Origin of the sequence: Pseudomonas putida, assembly GCF_050989985.1 — a bacterium.
In the GTDB taxonomy this organism is placed as follows: domain Bacteria; phylum Pseudomonadota; class Gammaproteobacteria; order Pseudomonadales; family Pseudomonadaceae; genus Aquipseudomonas; species Aquipseudomonas putida_AI.
Map to the genome: position 1 here is coordinate 524084 of NZ_CP158815.1, position 15638 is coordinate 539721.

At 58.6% G+C, this 15638-nt stretch carries 14 protein-coding genes; 3 read left to right on the forward strand and 11 right to left on the reverse strand.

Going from position 1 to position 15638, the window contains the following annotated elements:
* Positions 1–15 precede the first annotated feature (15 nt).
* The 3 genes from rpoD to rpsU form a co-directional block, all read right to left on the reverse strand.
* Complete coding sequence (rpoD, locus tag ABTV29_RS02460; RefSeq protein ID WP_433768715.1) at positions 16–1863, reverse strand: RNA polymerase sigma factor RpoD; 1848 nt, start codon at positions 1861–1863, stop codon at positions 16–18.
* Positions 1864–1930: 67 nt separating this feature from the next.
* The gene (gene dnaG, locus ABTV29_RS02465; RefSeq protein WP_433768716.1) at positions 1931–3901 is read right to left on the reverse strand and encodes a DNA primase; all 1971 of its coding nucleotides are present in this window, start codon (positions 3899–3901) and stop codon (positions 1931–1933) included.
* 482 nt (positions 3902–4383) lie between these two features.
* On the reverse strand, positions 4384–4599 hold the full coding sequence (gene rpsU, locus ABTV29_RS02470; protein WP_002551877.1) for a 30S ribosomal protein S21: 216 nt from the start codon (positions 4597–4599) through the stop codon (positions 4384–4386).
* Between the two features lie 199 nt (positions 4600–4798).
* Between rpsU and tsaD the strand changes: the two genes are divergently transcribed.
* The gene (tsaD, locus tag ABTV29_RS02475) at positions 4799–5827 is read left to right on the forward strand and encodes a tRNA (adenosine(37)-N6)-threonylcarbamoyltransferase complex transferase subunit TsaD (RefSeq protein WP_433768717.1); all 1029 of its coding nucleotides are present in this window, start codon (positions 4799–4801) and stop codon (positions 5825–5827) included.
* A 20-nt stretch (positions 5828–5847) separates the two neighbouring features.
* Here tsaD and plsY read toward each other — a convergent pair whose 3' ends face one another.
* Positions 5848–6417, reverse strand: a complete 570-nt coding sequence (gene plsY / locus ABTV29_RS02480) for a glycerol-3-phosphate 1-O-acyltransferase PlsY (protein ID WP_433768718.1) — start codon at positions 6415–6417, stop codon at positions 5848–5850.
* Between the two features lie 74 nt (positions 6418–6491).
* Between plsY and folB the strand changes: the two genes are divergently transcribed.
* Entirely contained in the window at positions 6492–6848 is a 357-nt protein-coding gene (gene folB, locus ABTV29_RS02485; RefSeq protein ID WP_433768719.1) for a dihydroneopterin aldolase, read from the forward strand.
* Positions 6839–7357: a 2-amino-4-hydroxy-6-hydroxymethyldihydropteridine diphosphokinase gene (folK, locus tag ABTV29_RS02490; protein WP_433768720.1), complete on the forward strand. Its 519-nt coding sequence runs from the start codon at positions 6839–6841 to the stop codon at positions 7355–7357. Before folB ends, folK begins: the two co-directional genes overlap by 10 nt.
* Before the next feature lie 83 nt (positions 7358–7440).
* On the opposite strand, the gene ABTV29_RS02495 is transcribed toward folK, so the two are convergent.
* From ABTV29_RS02495 to apaG, 7 genes are all read right to left on the reverse strand, one after another.
* Complete coding sequence (locus ABTV29_RS02495; protein WP_433768721.1) at positions 7441–8670, reverse strand: multifunctional CCA addition/repair protein; 1230 nt, start codon at positions 8668–8670, stop codon at positions 7441–7443.
* 63 nt (positions 8671–8733) lie between these two features.
* A complete protein-coding gene (locus tag ABTV29_RS02500; RefSeq protein WP_433768722.1) occupies positions 8734–10296 on the reverse strand; it encodes a SpoVR family protein in 1563 nt (520 codons plus the stop codon).
* Complete coding sequence (locus ABTV29_RS02505; RefSeq protein ID WP_110965177.1) at positions 10293–11564, reverse strand: YeaH/YhbH family protein; 1272 nt, start codon at positions 11562–11564, stop codon at positions 10293–10295. The genes ABTV29_RS02500 and ABTV29_RS02505 overlap by 4 nt, the downstream gene beginning before the upstream one ends.
* A gap of 201 nt (positions 11565–11765) precedes the next feature.
* Positions 11766–13688 (reverse strand): PrkA family serine protein kinase, encoded by a 1923-nt coding sequence (locus tag ABTV29_RS02510; RefSeq protein ID WP_110965176.1) that lies wholly within the window; start codon positions 13686–13688, stop codon positions 11766–11768.
* Positions 13689–13985: 297 nt separating this feature from the next.
* On the reverse strand, positions 13986–14315 hold the full coding sequence (gene glpE / locus ABTV29_RS02515; protein WP_433768723.1) for a thiosulfate sulfurtransferase GlpE: 330 nt from the start codon (positions 14313–14315) through the stop codon (positions 13986–13988).
* Positions 14316–14348: 33 nt separating this feature from the next.
* A complete protein-coding gene (locus ABTV29_RS02520) occupies positions 14349–15233 on the reverse strand; it encodes a symmetrical bis(5'-nucleosyl)-tetraphosphatase (RefSeq protein ID WP_433768724.1) in 885 nt (294 codons plus the stop codon).
* On the reverse strand, positions 15233–15613 hold the full coding sequence (apaG, locus tag ABTV29_RS02525; RefSeq protein WP_110965173.1) for a Co2+/Mg2+ efflux protein ApaG: 381 nt from the start codon (positions 15611–15613) through the stop codon (positions 15233–15235). The genes ABTV29_RS02520 and apaG overlap by 1 nt, the downstream gene beginning before the upstream one ends.
* Positions 15614–15638 lie beyond the last annotated feature (25 nt).

The window sequence follows — 15638 nt, forward strand, 5'->3', positions numbered from 1 at the left end:
CCGGGGGTTTTGTGATTACTCGTCGAGGAAGGAGCGCAAATGCTCGCTTCTCGTCGGGTGGCGCAGCTTGCGCAGTGCCTTGGCTTCGATCTGACGAATCCGCTCACGGGTCACGTCGAACTGTTTACCCACCTCTTCAAGCGTGTGGTCGGTATTCATGTCGATACCGAAGCGCATGCGCAGTACCTTGGCTTCACGAGCGGTGAGGCCGGACAGTACTTCGCGAGTCGCTTCCTTGAGGCTCTCAACGGTCGCAACATCGATTGGCGACTGCATGGTCGAGTCTTCGATGAAGTCGCCCAGATGGGAGTCTTCGTCATCGCCGATCGGGGTTTCCATGGAGATCGGCTCTTTGGCGATCTTCAATACCTTGCGGATCTTGTCCTCAGGCATTTCCATGCGTTCGCCCAGTTCTTCCGGCGTCGGTTCGCGACCCATTTCCTGCAACATCTGGCGGGAAATACGGTTGAGCTTGTTGATGGTCTCGATCATGTGCACCGGAATACGGATGGTGCGGGCCTGGTCGGCGATCGAGCGAGTGATCGCCTGACGGATCCACCAGGTGGCATAAGTCGAGAACTTGTAGCCGCGACGGTATTCGAACTTGTCTACCGCTTTCATCAAGCCGATGTTGCCTTCCTGGATCAGGTCGAGGAATTGCAGGCCACGGTTGGTGTACTTCTTGGCGATGGAGATCACCAGACGCAAGTTCGCTTCCACCATCTCTTTCTTCGCGCGGCGGGCCTTGGCCTCACCGATCGACATGCGACGGTTGATGTCCTTGATCTCGGCGATGGTCAGGCCGGTTTCGGCTTCCAGCGCGGTCAGCTTCTGCTGGCAACGAACGATGTCCGGTTGCAGGCGGGCAATGGCTTCAGCGTATTTGCTCTTGCCTTTGGCTAGTGCGTCGGTCCAGCTTTCGTCGATTTCATTGCCCGGGAACTGGCGCAGGAAATCGGCACGCGGCATACGTGCATCACGAACGCAGAGCTGCATGATTGCGCGCTCTTGCTGGCGCAGACGATCCAGGGCACTGCGTACACGCTCAACCAGGCCTTCGTACTGCTTCGGCACCAGTTTGATCGGCATGAACAGCTCGGCCAGGGCCAGCAACTCGGCAATTGCGGCCTTGTTGTGACGACCGTGCTTTTTCAGGGCCTTGCGGGTGATGTCCATCTGATCGGCCACAGCGCCAAAGCGTTGTGCAGCGATGATCGGATCCGGACCGCTTTCGGCTTCTTCCTCGTCATCCGAGCTTTCAGCGTCTTCGTCGTCGTCGGAGTCGTCCGCTTTTGCGGCCTTCTCGTCGATCGGCGGAGGTACTTCGGCCGGAGGTGGCGCAATGCCGTCGTCCGGGTCGATGTAACCGCTCAGAACGTCGGACAGGCGGCCGCCTTCGGTGGTGACGCGAGTGTACTCGGAGAGGATGTGCTCAACCGTGCCAGGGAAGTGCGCGATCGCGCTCATCACTTCACGGATGCCTTCTTCGATACGCTTGGCGATTTCAATTTCGCCTTCACGAGTCAGAAGCTCCACTGTACCCATTTCGCGCATGTACATGCGCACCGGGTCAGTGGTGCGGCCGATATCGGTCTCGACCGCTGCCAGCGCAGCGGCTGCTTCTTCCGCAGCGGCCTCGTCGGTATCGGCGTCGGCCAGCATAAGGGCGTCCGCATCCGGAGCAACCTCGTGTACGGGGATCCCCATGTCGTTAATCATGCGGATGATGTCTTCCACCTGCTCCGGATCTGAAATATCCTCGGGCAGGTGGTCATTGACCTCGGCGTAAGTCAGGTAACCCTGCTCACGACCCAGTTTGATCAAATCGATAATACGAGACTGCTGTTGCGCTTTTCCGGACATAACACCCTATCCACTGAAGGTCTTGGCGGGCAAAAAACAAGCCGAGGATTATACCTGAGCTATGACCTCACGCGCCAGTTGAGGTCGGGTTTGATGCGGAAACATTCTGTTTTAAGAGGTCTCGCATCTGTTTTGCTATCTGGGATTGCTCTTCAGCCGATAAACCCGGCTGCCTTGCTTTCTTGATGAGTTCGTCGAGGGTCTGCGTATGTTGGCTCGCGGATAACCTAGTAATGGTGTCTAAAAACTGCTGTTCAAGGTTGTCGCCGTCAATTAACCACTCTTTTTCTGCGAGTGCTTTCAACAGGCGTCCTTGCTCTGTGCCATGCCAGCGAGCCATCAACTGAATTGAGTTTAGCTTAGGATTTTTCTGGACCGCCTCGATCAGGGCGATCAGTACCTGAGCGTAGGTGTTGCTCTCGTTGGCAAAATGATCGGCGCTCTCGACCTTGCCGGCCAGTTTCGGGTAGTGGATCAGCGTACGCAGGGCAATCAGCGTCGGTGCTTCTACCGCTACGGGCGTGCGTGGGGCATAGGATTCATCTCGATCACCGCGCTTACCGTTTTTGCTCCAGGGTTTCTTTTCCCATTTCTTGCCGCCGGCACCCGGTTTCTTGGGCGTCCATTCCTGCTGGGGCGCGTAAGCCTCCTGAGGCTGGTGGAAGTCGGAGTAATCCGGCATGGCGTCATAATCCATGCCTGGGTCATAGGCTGGCGGCGCATCCTGGGGCGCGCTGTGCACCAGCTGGCTGACGGCCTCACCGCTCAACCCCGTGATTTCCATCAGGCGCTGGCGCATCAGGGCGCGCAGGTTGGCCCCTGGTACCTTGTCGATCAACGGTGCAGCGAGGGTTGCCATGTGGGCCTTGCCCTCGAGGGAGCGAGGGTCGGCTTCTTCGGTCAGTTGCTGGAAGAAATAATCGGCCAGCGGCTGTGCATGCTGATTGATTCGCGCGCGGAAGGCGTCGGTGCCTTCGGAGCGGATCAGCGTGTCCGGGTCCTCGCCTTCGGGCAGGAACAGGAAGCGCGCGCGGCGGCCATCCTGCAGGCTCGACAGGGTCGCTTCCAGGGCTCGCCAGGCGGCATTACGGCCAGCCTGATCGCCGTCGAAGCAGAACAATACGTTGGGCACGACGCGGAACAATCGCTTCAGGTGTTCTTCGCTTGTGGCGGTGCCCAGGGTCGCGACGGCATTGCGCAGGCCTTGCTGGGCCAGGGCAATAACGTCCATGTAGCCTTCGACGACGATGATTTCATCGAGGTTGCGGTTGTTCTTGCGTGCCTCAAACAGGCCGTAGAGTTCCTGGCCCTTGTGGAATACCGGGGTTTCAGGGGAGTTCAGGTACTTGGGCTTGTCGTCGCCCAGTACTCGGCCGCCAAAGGCGATGATGCGGCCGCGGCTGTCGCGAATCGGAAACATCACGCGATCGCGGAAGCGGTCATAGCGTTTGCCGGTTTCGGCGTTCTCGATCAGCAGGCCGGCATCGATCATGGCTTTTTGCTGCAGGGTGTCGCTGCTCAAGTGTTTGAACAGGTTGTCCCAGCCCGGTGGGGCGAAGCCGAGGCCGAAGTCCCGGGCGATTTCACCCGTCAAACCACGACCCTTCAAATAATCCACGGCGGCCTTGCGCGCCGGATGGCTTTTCAGGGCTTGGCGGTAGAAGTCGGCGGCGGCTGTGAGCAGCGGGTACAGCGGCGAATCAGTCGGCTGCCGCGGTTTTTGCCGGCGGCCACTTTCTTCGCGGGGGATTTCCATGCCAGCGGCTTTGGCCAGTTCTTCGACAGCCTGGGGAAAGTCCAGGTTGTCGTGGTCCATGATGAAACCGAGGGCGTTGCCGCCAGCGCCGCAGCCGAAGCAGTAGTAGAACTGCTTGTCGGGGCTCACGCTGAAAGACGGTGTTTTCTCTTTGTGAAACGGGCAGCAGGCCGTGTGATTCTTGCCGGCTTTCTTCAATTGCAGGCGCGAGCTGACCACATCGACGATGTCGGTGCGGTTCAGAAGGTCGTCAATGAAGCTCTGGGGAATTAGCCCGGCCATGGCGTTCTCGTCGTCTGCGCTGAAAGGAGCCCTTTACGATGGGCGGTCGAACGCGGGTCATTGTTTGAGGCGCGCAAGATGTGCGGCTCGACCGGTGTCGTCTGCGTAATCGCTGTCGGGAAGTGTATCTGCCGAAAATCCACTGACATTAATACCTATCAGTATTCGACTATTTGAAAGTGTTTCGCTGAATCCGGCTGCGACCGGTCATCGGTCTCGGATAGCTCATCTTTTGGCACGCAAGAAGGTGCCTTGGGCTGATCGTCGTGAGAGGAATCAGTGGGTGTGCTCGTCAGTAGCCTTGGAAGGCCCGTCAGAAAAGACGTGCACCGCTGGCAATAGAGCCAGGTCTGACGCGGTGAAGCAGATTTGTCTCGGTCGCATCTGCGGCTTCGACGGTGAAGCATCAAGCGTTTTACGCAAATGCCATAAGCCCGGCTGAGGGCCGGGCTTGGCAGAAGCTTGCTACGATCGTCTGTGTATTAGTACAGACGAACGGCGCGGCGCTGTTCGCGCTGAACTTTCTTGGCGTGACGCTTAACAGCAGCAGCTGCTTTGCGCTTACGCTCAGAAGTTGGCTTCTCGTAAAATTCGCGGCTACGAACTTCAGCCAGTACACCGGCTTTTTCGCAGGAGCGCTTGAAACGACGCAGAGCTACGTCGAAGGGTTCGTTCTCTTTTACTTTGACGGCTGGCATCCAGAGCTACCTTCATTCATTACCGGGGTCAACATCCTCGCGGCAAAAGAGCACTTGAAGACGTCGGTTTTTAAGGGTTGCGGATGTTAACCCCTCGTGGCTCGGAATGCAAAGCCTCTGATCGAAAACCGCTGGTCGGGGCATCACGCGACGACTATTATGCGCGCCTTCGAATTCAGCCTAAACAAGGCGCAAACCCATGCTAGTACTGGGATTAGAAACTTCTTGCGACGAAACCGGCGTCGCACTTTACGACAGTGAGCGCGGTCTGCTGGCCGACGCACTGTTCAGTCAGATCGACCTGCACCGCGCCTATGGCGGTGTCGTGCCGGAGCTGGCCTCGCGCGATCACGTCAAGCGCATGCTGCCCTTGATTCGTCAGGTGTTGGCTGAAGCCGACTGTGTCCCGACCGAGATCGACGCCATAGCCTACACCGCGGGTCCCGGGCTGGTCGGCGCATTGTTGGTGGGGGCTTCCTGTGCCCAGGCGCTGGCCTTTGCCTGGGGTATTCCGGCGCTGGGCGTGCACCATATGGAAGGCCACTTGCTGGCGCCGATGCTGGAGTCGCAACCGCCGCAATTCCCGTTCGTCGCTTTGTTGGTGTCGGGAGGCCATACGCAACTGGTTCAGGTCGACGGCATCGGTCAATACACACTGCTGGGCGAGACTCTGGATGACGCCGCGGGTGAAGCTTTCGACAAGACCGCCAAGATGATGGGCCTCAACTATCCGGGCGGCCCGGAGATCGCTCGCCTGGCCGAACAAGGGGTTTCGGGGCGATTCACCTTCCCGCGTCCAATGTGCGATCGCCCTGGCCTGGACTTCAGCTTCAGCGGCTTGAAAACCTTTGCGCTGAACACCTGGCAACAGTGCGTGAGCGCCGGGGACGACAGCGAGCAAGCCCGTTGCGACATCGCGCTGGCGTTCCAGCAGGCCGTGGTGGAGACTTTGACCATCAAGTGCAAGCGTGCCCTCAAGGCGGCCGGCATGAAGAGCCTGGTGATCGCCGGGGGCGTGAGTGCCAACAAGGCATTGCGCACTTCCCTGGAAAAGATGCTTGGCGATATGAAAGGCAATGTTTTCTACGCTCGCCCACAGTTCTGCACCGATAACGGCGCCATGATCGCGTTCGCCGGCTGTCAGCGCTTGCAGGCCGGTCAGCAGGAAAGCCTGGCGATCAGCGTGCAGGCCCGCTGGCCGATGGAGCAGTTGTCGGCGTTGTCATGAGCGGCACTCACGTCTGGCATCTAGAAATGCCGTTCGCGCCCGGCGAACAGGTCGCGTAGATTGCCGCGATGGCGCCAGACGATCAGTCCCGTGAGCGTCGTCATGGGCAGCAGTGCCGCCGGTTCCTGCCAGGCCAGCAAGGGCAGGGTCAGCGGCGTGGCGATCAGGGCGGCCAGCGAGCTGGTGCGGGTCAGGTAGAACGTCAGCATCCAGGTGCAGACGGCCAGCAGGGCAGCGGGTGGATACAGGCCCAGCAGCATCCCGGCAGCGGTGGCGACACCTTTGCCGCCGCGAAAACGGAAGTACAGCGGGAACAGATGGCCGATGACCGCGCAAACGCCGATCCAGGCCTGATCTTGCAGCGAAAGCCCTGCAATGCCGGCGATCAGCACGGGTAGCAGGCCTTTGCAGAGATCGCCCAGTAAAGTCAGGATGGCGAGTTTCTTGCCGGCCAGGCGCAACATGTTGGTGGCTCCGGCATTGCCCGAACCACTCATTCGCGGATCGGGGTTACCCGTCAGGCGGCTGAGCAAAATGGCGAAGGACAGAGAGCCGAGCAGGTAGGCGAGGATCGCCAGTAACCAAAACATGCTAACTATTCCGGGCGAGGACGCCCTGATTCTAACGGCGCAATGCGCCCTTGTCGTGTAGCGGAGAAAAGTGCTTGGACAGAGTGTTTATCGAGGGCCTGGAAGTCGACACCGTGATCGGTGCCTACGACTGGGAGCGAGGCATCCGACAGTGCTTGCGTCTTGATCTGAGTTTCGCCTGGGATAACCGTCCGGCCGCGGCCGGTGACGATCTGACCCTGGCGCTTGATTACGCCAGTGTTTCGTCCCGCATCCAGGCCTTTGCCGAGCAGGCGCAGTTCCAGCTGGTCGAGACCTTCGCCGAGCGTCTGACCGAAACGTTGATGAGCGAGTTCAAGATCACCTGGATGCGCCTCAAGCTGACCAAGCCAGGTGCTGTTCCTGCCGCTACCGGTGGCGTGGGCGTGGAGATCGAGCGCGGATGTCGCTGACTCATGTGTACCTCGGGCTCGGTAGCAATATCGAGCGCGAATCCCATTTGCAGGCCGGCCTGGATGCCCTGGCGGGCTTTCTGGTGGATATCCAGTGCTCGCCGGTCTTCGAAAGCCAGCCGGTGGGGATCAAGAGCGGGCCGTTCTTCAATTTCGTGGTCTCGGCCTTCACTGATCTGCCACTGATGGAGCTGGATCGCCGGCTGAAATTCATCGAAGCCGACAACGGTCGCTACGCGCCGGACCGCAAGGGTTTGCCACTGGATATCGATGTGCTGCTATTTGGCGATCTGGTGGGTAACTTCGATGGCCTGGTTCTGCCGCGGGCCGAAATCCTGAAAAATGCCTTTGTGTTGTGGCCGCTGTCACTGATTGCGCCGGATCGGGTGCATCCTGGCGTAGGAAAAAGCTTTGCAGCTCTGTGGAGTGAGGCGCAGATTGATCAGGTGCTGGCGCCGGTGGCTTTCGAGTGGCGTGGTGAGCAGCTGACGCCTTCTGATTTGATCTGATCCGGCTGACGCATTCGCGGGCAAGCCCGCTCCCACAGTATTTGCACTGTTCTTGAGGGGAGCGGGGTTGCCCGCGATTCAATTCAGGCGGACGCGGCCTCTTTGTAGGCCTTCAATGCCTTGAGCCGCTCCCGTTTGATCGCCTCACCCAGCTCCGGCCCTTTGAACCCCTTCTCCAGTAACGGCTGAACCGCGACACCCCGGGCAGCATTCGCTGCTCCGCGCAAGTAATCCGCCTGTGGATAACTTCTATCTTCCAACCCTTTGCGGCCACGGGCATCCATCTCGCACGCCGCGATGAACTCCTCAAAGCGCTGCGGCCGACGATAGACGTCGAAGCTTTGCAGCAGCTCCAGCAAAGTCGATGGTTTCAACTCCAGGGCACGATGGCCATGGGTGTGGTATTCGCCCACCAGAAGCGCCAGTTCCTGGCAGTCCCTCGGCGCCTTGAAGCGTTCATTGACGGCCTTGATCAGCTTTAGTCCCTTGAACTCGTGGGCGATATGCCGTGGCCATTCTTCTTCCGGCGTCAGCCCCTTGCCCAGATCATGTAGCAGGCAGGCCCAGCGTACTGTCAGCGGTTGTTTGTGCCGGGCTGCCTGCTGCAGCACGCTGAGGGTATGCACGCCGGTGTCGATTTCCGGGTGGTGATCTTCCGGTTGCGGCACCCCAAACAGCGCATCGACCTCCGGCATCAACACCTTGAGTGCGCCACAGGCGCGCAGCACTTCGATGAACACCTGTGGCTGATTTTCCATCAGGGCTCGGGAGATTTCCTTCCAACTGCGTTCCGCAGTCAGGGCTTCAAGTTCCCCGGATTCGCTGAGTTGGCGCATCAGTTCCAGAGTTTCAGGGGCGACTGTGAAACCCAATGCCGCATAACGTGCAGCAAAGCGGGCAACGCGCAGGACCCTGAGTGGATCTTCGGCAAACGCAGGGGAAACGTGACGCAGAATGCGCGCTTCGAGGTCGCGCTGGCCGTGGTAAGGGTCGGTCAGATTCTGTTGATCGTCCTCGGCCATGGCATTGATCGTCAGATCACGCCGGATCAGGTCTTCTTCGAGGGTGACTTCAGGGCTCGCGTGAAAAGTGAACCCGCCGTAACCGCGCCCGCTTTTGCGTTCGGTCCGGGCGAGGGCGTACTCCTCACCCGTCTTGGGGTGAAGAAACACCGGGAAATCCGCCCCAACCGGGCGAAAGCCCTGGGCGAGCATTTCTTCGGTCGTGGCGCCGACCACGACCCGATCGATGTCGGTGACCGCCAGTCCCAGCAGGCGATCGCGTACCGCACCGCCAACTTTATAGATCCGCATAAAAAACCTCCGTTAGCTCGACAGGATAACCGTTGCGTCGAGCTTTCGGAGGCTCATGCGGGATCAAAGATGGATGACGGCCAGGTCCAGTCGGCCGTAATCACCTTCGGCATGTTCACTTTTTGGTGGTACATGGTGGGTTTTCATCACCTGCTCCCCTTGCAGGGTTTCCAGATGAATGTCGAAGCCCCAGAGGCGGTGCAGGTGTTTGAGCACTTCCTCGGTGGACTCTCCCAGCGGTTTACGGTCGTGTTGTTGGTGGCGCAGGGTCAGGGAGCGATCGCCGCGGCGGTCGATGCTGTAGATCTGCACGTTGGGTTCGCGATTGCCCAGGTTGTACTGGGCAGCCAGGGTTTCACGGATGATCCGGTAACCACCTTCGTCGTGAATCGCTGGAACCAGCAGATCGTCCTTCTGGTCGTCGTCGAGGATGCTGAACAGTTTCAGGTCGCGGATCACTTTGGGTGACAGGTACTGCAGGATGAAACTCTCATCCTTGAAGCTGCTCATGGCGAACTTGATGGTCGACAACCAGTCGCTGCCGGCAATTTCCGGGAACCAGCGACGATCTTCTTCCGTCGGCTCTTCGCACATGCGCCGGATGTCACGGTACATGGCAAAGCCCAGGGCGTATGGGTTGATACCGCTGTAGTAGGGGCTATCAAAGCCAGGCTGGAATACCACGCTGGTGTGGGACGTCAGGAACTCCATCATGAAGCCGTCCGTGACCAGGCCTTCGTCGTACAGATCATTCATCAGGGTGTAGTGCCAGAATGTGGCCCAGCCTTCGTTCATGACCTGAGTCTGGCGTTGTGGATAGAAATACTGGGCGATCTTGCGCACGATGCGCACGATTTCCCGCTGCCACGGTTCCAGTAGCGGCGCATGTTTTTCGATGAAATAGAGGATGTTTTCCTGTGGTTCGGCGGGGAATCGCGCGTTGTCCTTTTCGCTGTACTTGTCCGCGCCTTTTGGAATGGTGCGCCACAGGTCATTGATTTGTTTCTGCAGGTGTTCTTCCCGGTCTTTTTGCCGGCGACGTTCTTCTTCGGCGGAAATCGGATACGGGCGTTTGTAACGGTCGACGCCGTAATTCATCAGGGCGTGGCAGGAATCGAGCAGGTCCTCTACCGCGTCGATGCCGTGGCGCTCCTCGCACTGCATGATGTACTGCTTGGCGAACACCAGGTAATCGATGATCGAACTGGCGTCGGTCCAGGTGCGGAACAGGTAGTTGCCCTTGAAGAAACTGTTGTGCCCGTAGCAAGCATGCGCCACGACCAGCGCCTGCATGCAGATGGTGTTTTCCTCCATCAGATAGGCGATGCACGGGTCGGAGTTGATGACGATTTCGTAAGCCAGCCCCATCTGGCCGCGGGTGTAGGACTTTTCGGTGCTGAGGAAATGTTTGCCGTAGGACCAGTGGTGATAACCCAGCGGCATGCCGACAGAGGCGTAGGCGTCCATCATCTGTTCGGCGGTGATCACTTCGATCTGGTTAGGGTAGGTGTCGAGGGCATAGCGAGCCGCGATACGACTGATTTCACGGTCGTAGGCCTGGATCAGCTCGAACGTCCATTCGGAGCCGGTGGAAATGGGTTGGCGCTTCTGCTCTTTGGCGGTCATGTCACTAACCTGCGCTGGAAGAGTTCACGGAAGACCGGGTAGATATCTCCGGCCGAGACCAGTTGTTGCTGGGCAAAAGTGTCGGAAAAGGCTTCGGCAATGCGCTCGTACTCGAACCACAGGGCCTGATGTTCGCGCGGGGTGATCTCGACATAAGTGTAGTACTGCACGAACGGCATGATCTGGTTGATCAGGATGTCGCGGCAGATCGGCGAGTCATCGTTCCAGTTGTCACCATCGGATGCCTGGGCCGCATAGATGTTCCATTCATTGGCGGGGTAGCGCTCGGCCATGATCTCCTGCATCAGTTTCAGGGCGCTGGAAACAATGGTCCCACCCGTTTCGCGGGAGTAGAAAAACTCCTCTTCATCCACTTCGCGGGCGCTGGTGTGGTGGCGGATGAACACTACGTCGATCTTGTCGTAGTTACGCTTCAGGAACAGATACAACAGGATAAAGAAGCGCTTGGCGATGTCCTTGGTAGCCTGGGTCATGGAGCCAGACACGTCCATCAGGCAGAACATCACCGCCTTCGAGCTGGGGTTGGGTTGCTTGATGAGCAGGTTGTATTTGAGGTCGAAGGTATCGAGAAATGGCACGCGATGAATGCGGGCGCTGAGTTTTTCGATTTCGGCTTCGAGTTTCTGGATATCGCCGAAATTGTCCGGCTCTTCCTGCTTGATTCGCAGAAGTTCTTCCTTGGCTTCGCGTAGTTTCGCGCGGCTGCTGCCGGACAGGGCGATGCGCCGCGCATGGGCTGAACGCAGCGTGCGGATGATGTTGATCCGCGACGGGTTACCTTCGTTGCTGATCCCGGCACGCACAGTCTTGAACGTGTCGGTACCGGTCAGGTTGCGTTTAACCAGATTGGGCAGTTCAAGGTCCTCGAACATGAATTCGAGGAATTCCTCCTGGGTGATCTGGAAGACGAACTCGTCCATCCCTTCACCCGAATTACCGGCCTTGCCTGGGCCTCTGCCACCACCACCTCCCGGCGGACGTGCAATGTGCTCGCCGCTGGTGAATTCCTTGTTGCCGGGGTGTACGACGGTCTGTTTGCCGCCGCGACCATGGTGAAGCACCGGCTCATCGATGTCGCGGCCGGGAATGCTGATTTGCTCGCCGTGTTCCATATCCGTGATGGAGCGCCGGCTGACTGCCTCTTCGACGGCCTTTTTGATGTGGTCACGATAGCGCCGAAGAAACCGCTGACGGTTCACCGTGCTCTTGTTCTTGCCATTGAGACGTCGGTCGATCACATAGCTCATGACTGCTCCTTAGAAGCTGTCCCGAAAGGGGCGAGCGATCAGGCAGCACGCCAAGTGCCAAGGGATGTACACGCTCCCCCAAGCGCTGCGGATACTGCATGAGCCTCGCTACCGACTTTCGAACACCTTCCAGAGGCCTGTGTAGCAGAAAATGCGTAAACAGGCCTCCGGCTGACGACAACCGGTCTTGCCGGCGGCGGGTTACTGGGACTTTCTGACCCGCAGATACCACTCGGACAGCAGTCGTACCTGTTTGTCGGTGTAGCCTCGCTCGACCATCCGTGTGACAAAGTCGTTGTGTTTCTGCTGGTCTTCTTTGCTGGCCTTGGCATTGAAGCTGATGACCGGCAGCAGGTCCTCGGTGTTGGAGAACATTTTCTTCTCGATGACCACCCGCAGTTTTTCGTAGCTGAGCCAGGTCGGATTCTTGCCGTTGTTGTTGGCCCGGGCGCGCAGTACGAAGTTGACGATTTCGTTGCGGAAGTCCTTCGGATTGCTGATGCCGGCCGGTTTCTCGATCTTTTCCAGTTCCTCGTTGAGTGCTACGCGATTGAGGATTTCGCCGGTTTCCGGGTCGCGGTATTCCTGGTCCTGGATCCAGAAGTCGGCGTACAGCACGTAACGATCGAAGATGTTCTGCCCGTACTCGCTGTAAGACTCGAGATAGGCGGTCTGGATCTCCTTGCCGATGAATTCGATATAGCGCGGTGCCAGGTACTCCTTGAGGTAGCGCAGGTAGCGTTCGCGGGTTTCCGCCTGGAATTGTTCCTGTTCGATCTGTTGTTCCAGCACGTAGAGCAAGTGCACCGGGTTGGCGGCGATTTCGTGCGGATCGAAGTTGAAGACCTTCGACAGGATCTTGAACGCGAAGCGGGTCGACAGACCGTTCATGCCTTCGTCGACACCGGCATTGTCGCGGTACTCCTGGATCGACTTGGCCTTCGGATCGGTGTCCTTGAGGTTTTCGCCGTCATACACGCGCATCTTGGAATAGATGTTCGAGTTTTCCGGCTCCTTCAGGCGAGAAAGTACGGTGAACTGCGCGAGCATCTTCAGCGTGTCGGGAGCGCAGTGAGCCTTGGCCAGAGAGCTGTTGAACAGCAGTTTGTCGTAGATCTTCACTTCGTCGCTGACCCGCAGGCAGTACGGCACTTTGACGATGTAGATCCGGTCGATGAACGCTTCGTTGTTCTTGTTGTTGCGGAAGGTATGCCATTCCGATTCGTTGGAGTGGGCCAGCAGGATCCCGGTAAACGGAATCGCCCCCAGTCCTTCCGTACTGTTGTAGTTGCCTTCCTGGGTAGCAGTCAGCAATGGGTGCAGCACCTTGATCGGTGCCTTGAACATTTCGACGAATTCCATCAGGCCCTGGTTGGCCCGGCACAGTGCGCCCGAGTAGCTGTAGGCGTCGGCGTCGTTCTGCGGGAATTCTTCCAGTTTGCGAATATCGACCTTGCCCACCAGTGCCGAGATGTCCTGGTTGTTTTCATCTCCCGGCTCGGTTTTGGCCACGGCGATCTGGTTGAGGATCGACGGGTAGAGTTTGACTACGCGGAACTGACTGATGTCGCCACCGAATTCGGCAAGGCGCTTGGTGGCCCAGGGCGACATGATGGTGTTCAGGTAGCGACGTGGAATGCCGAAGTCTTCCTCGAGAATGGCGCCATCTTCAGTGGCGTTGAACAGACCCAGAGGGGATTCGAAAACCGGCGAGCCCTTGATCGCGTAGAAGGGCACTCTTTCCATCAGTTGTTTGAGTTTCTCGGCCAGGGACGATTTACCGCCACCGACGGGGCCGAGCAGATAGAGGATCTGTTTCTTTTCTTCCAGGCCCTGAGCGGCATGGCGGAAATACGACACGATCTGGTCGATGCATTCTTCCATCCCGTGGAAGTCTTCAAAGGCCGGATAGCGGCGGATTACCTTGTTGGAGAAGATCCGCGACAGCCTCGAGTTGGTCGAGGTGTCGAGCAACTCGGGCTCCCCGATGGCCAGGAGCAGGCGCTCGGCGGCGGAAGCGTAGGCGCTACGGTCCTTTTTGCACAGTTCCAGATACTCTTGCAGCGAGAATTCTTCCTGGCGTGTGGACTCGAAACGTTGTTGGAAGTGGCTAAAGATACTCATGACGTCACCTCGCTCGATACGTGGAGCCGACGCCGGATCACTCAGTCGATGCTGGCAGCAACCGAACAGGCAGTCGCTGTTTACCCCCCAGAAACCTTCCGAAGCTGACTACTCCGAAAGCTACTCCCGATGATCCGCGCGCCGGTGTACCGGCTCTCCCCTGTTTTGGATGGCCTGCGCTTAAGGATAGTTGGGAATTCGGGAGGTAAAGGCGAGATACGCAATTAGTTGTGACTGACCGTTCGTCTGCCACCGCGCCAGCCCGCGCAAGCCGGGGGCTTGCGCGTTACAAAAAAATTATTCGGAAGTGCCTTGCGCAGTTTCCGAAGGAAAAGTCGTACGCCACAGCTCAAAACCGCCATCCATGCTGTAAACGTCGGAGAAGCCCTGGCTGATCAGGTAGGCGGCTGCACTCTGGCTGGAGTTGCCGTGATAGCAGACCACCACGGTCGGTGCATCGAGGTCGGCGGCGCGAATGAAGTCAGAGATCGAGTGATTGTCCAGATGCTTCGAGCCGCTGATGTGCAGGGCGGCATAGGTGGCAGGGTCGCGAATGTCGACCACGACTGCACCTTGTTCGCGCAGGTCATGGGCCTCTTGCGGGGGAATACGTTTGAATTCGCTCATGGCGGGCTCCTGTGGCTCGGCTGAAAGCGCAGTCTAGCGCGGGGCGCTGGCTGGCGATGGTTCGGGAATGAGTGGGGCGACTGCTGGCTTGGCGGCATGGCCATGCTCATCGCATTTGCAGGACAGGCGTTCACCGGTGTCGACATTCATCAGGGTCAGCGCGCCGCCCCAGACGCAGCCGGTGTCGAGGGCCGAGATGCCCGGTTCAAGGACTTTGCCTTCCAGTGCGGCCCAGTGACCAAAAATGATGTTCACATCCTTGGTCTTGCGGTCCTTGTGCTGGAACCAGGGCTTGTAACCCGGCGGTGCGCTGTCGAGGCCTTCCTTGCTCTTGAGATCGAGCTTGCCTTCGGCCGTGCAGAAGCGCATCCGGGTGAAATAGTTGGTGATCACTCGCAGGCGGGTCACGCCCTTGAGGTCGTTGTCCCATTTCGCCGGGTCGTTGCCGTACATGCCATCAAGATAGGGCGGAAACAGGTTGTCATCACGCAAGGCTGTCTCGACCTCGGCGGCGTATTTCAAGGCCTTGCGCAGCGACCACTGCGGCGGAATGCCGGCATGGACCAGGGCGATATTGCGCTGTTCGTCGTAATGCAGGAGCTTCTGCTGGCGCAGCCAGTCGAGCAACTCGGCACTGTCGGGGGCATCGATAATCTCGCGAAGGGTGTCGGCTTTCTTCAGGCGTTCGATATTGCGCCCGGCTGCCAACAGATGCAGGTCGTGGTTGCCGAGGGCGCATACCAGAGACTCGCGGATGCTATAGAGGAAGCGCAACGTATCCAGCGACTGCGGGCCGCGGTTGACCAGGTCGCCCACCAGCCATAGACGATCTTTTGCCGGATCGAACGCGACTTGTTTGAGCAGGCATTGCAACGCTTCAAGGCAGCCTTGCAGGTCGCCGACCGCGTACGTCGCCATCAGTGCAGGGCTCCGGGCACCGCCAGGCGGAACGGAGCGATGATGGCGTCGAAATGCTTACCGTCATCGGCAATCATCTGATAGCTGCCCTGCATGGTGCCCACCTTGGTGGTCATGACAGTGCCGCTGCTGTAGGTGTGGCTCTTGCCAGCCTCAATCAGCGGCTGCTGGCCAACCACGCCTGCACCGCGAACCTCTTCGACATGCCCGTCGCCATCGGTGATGACCCAGTGCCGTGATAGCAGTTTGGCCGGAATCAGGCCATTGTTTTGCACGGTGATGGTATAGGCGAAGGCAAAGCGGTCTTGTTCGGGTTGCGATTGTTCTGCCAGATAGCGGGTGACGACGCTGACGTCGACCTGATAACGAGGATCGGACATGCAAGGGGCCTTAAAAACTAAGCGG

Coding starts and splice junctions, on each gene's coding strand:
- apaG (WP_110965173.1), bottom strand. CDS start 15,613: ATGTCCGATCCTCGTTATCAGGTCGACGTCAGCGTCGTCACCCGCTAT.
- tsaD (WP_433768717.1), top strand. CDS start 4,799: ATGCTAGTACTGGGATTAGAAACTTCTTGCGACGAAACCGGCGTCGCA.
- folK (WP_433768720.1), top strand. CDS start 6,839: ATGTCGCTGACTCATGTGTACCTCGGGCTCGGTAGCAATATCGAGCGC.
- rpsU (WP_002551877.1), bottom strand. CDS start 4,599: ATGCCAGCCGTCAAAGTAAAAGAGAACGAACCCTTCGACGTAGCTCTG.
- rpoD (WP_433768715.1), bottom strand. CDS start 1,863: ATGTCCGGAAAAGCGCAACAGCAGTCTCGTATTATCGATTTGATCAAA.
- dnaG (WP_433768716.1), bottom strand. CDS start 3,901: ATGGCCGGGCTAATTCCCCAGAGCTTCATTGACGACCTTCTGAACCGC.
- ABTV29_RS02505 (WP_110965177.1), bottom strand. CDS start 11,564: ATGAGCTATGTGATCGACCGACGTCTCAATGGCAAGAACAAGAGCACG.
- ABTV29_RS02520 (WP_433768724.1), bottom strand. CDS start 15,233: ATGGCGACGTACGCGGTCGGCGACCTGCAAGGCTGCCTTGAAGCGTTG.
- ABTV29_RS02510 (WP_110965176.1), bottom strand. CDS start 13,688: ATGAGTATCTTTAGCCACTTCCAACAACGTTTCGAGTCCACACGCCAG.
- ABTV29_RS02495 (WP_433768721.1), bottom strand. CDS start 8,670: ATGCGGATCTATAAAGTTGGCGGTGCGGTACGCGATCGCCTGCTGGGA.
- ABTV29_RS02500 (WP_433768722.1), bottom strand. CDS start 10,296: ATGACCGCCAAAGAGCAGAAGCGCCAACCCATTTCCACCGGCTCCGAA.
- glpE (WP_433768723.1), bottom strand. CDS start 14,315: ATGAGCGAATTCAAACGTATTCCCCCGCAAGAGGCCCATGACCTGCGC.
- plsY (WP_433768718.1), bottom strand. CDS start 6,417: ATGTTTTGGTTACTGGCGATCCTCGCCTACCTGCTCGGCTCTCTGTCC.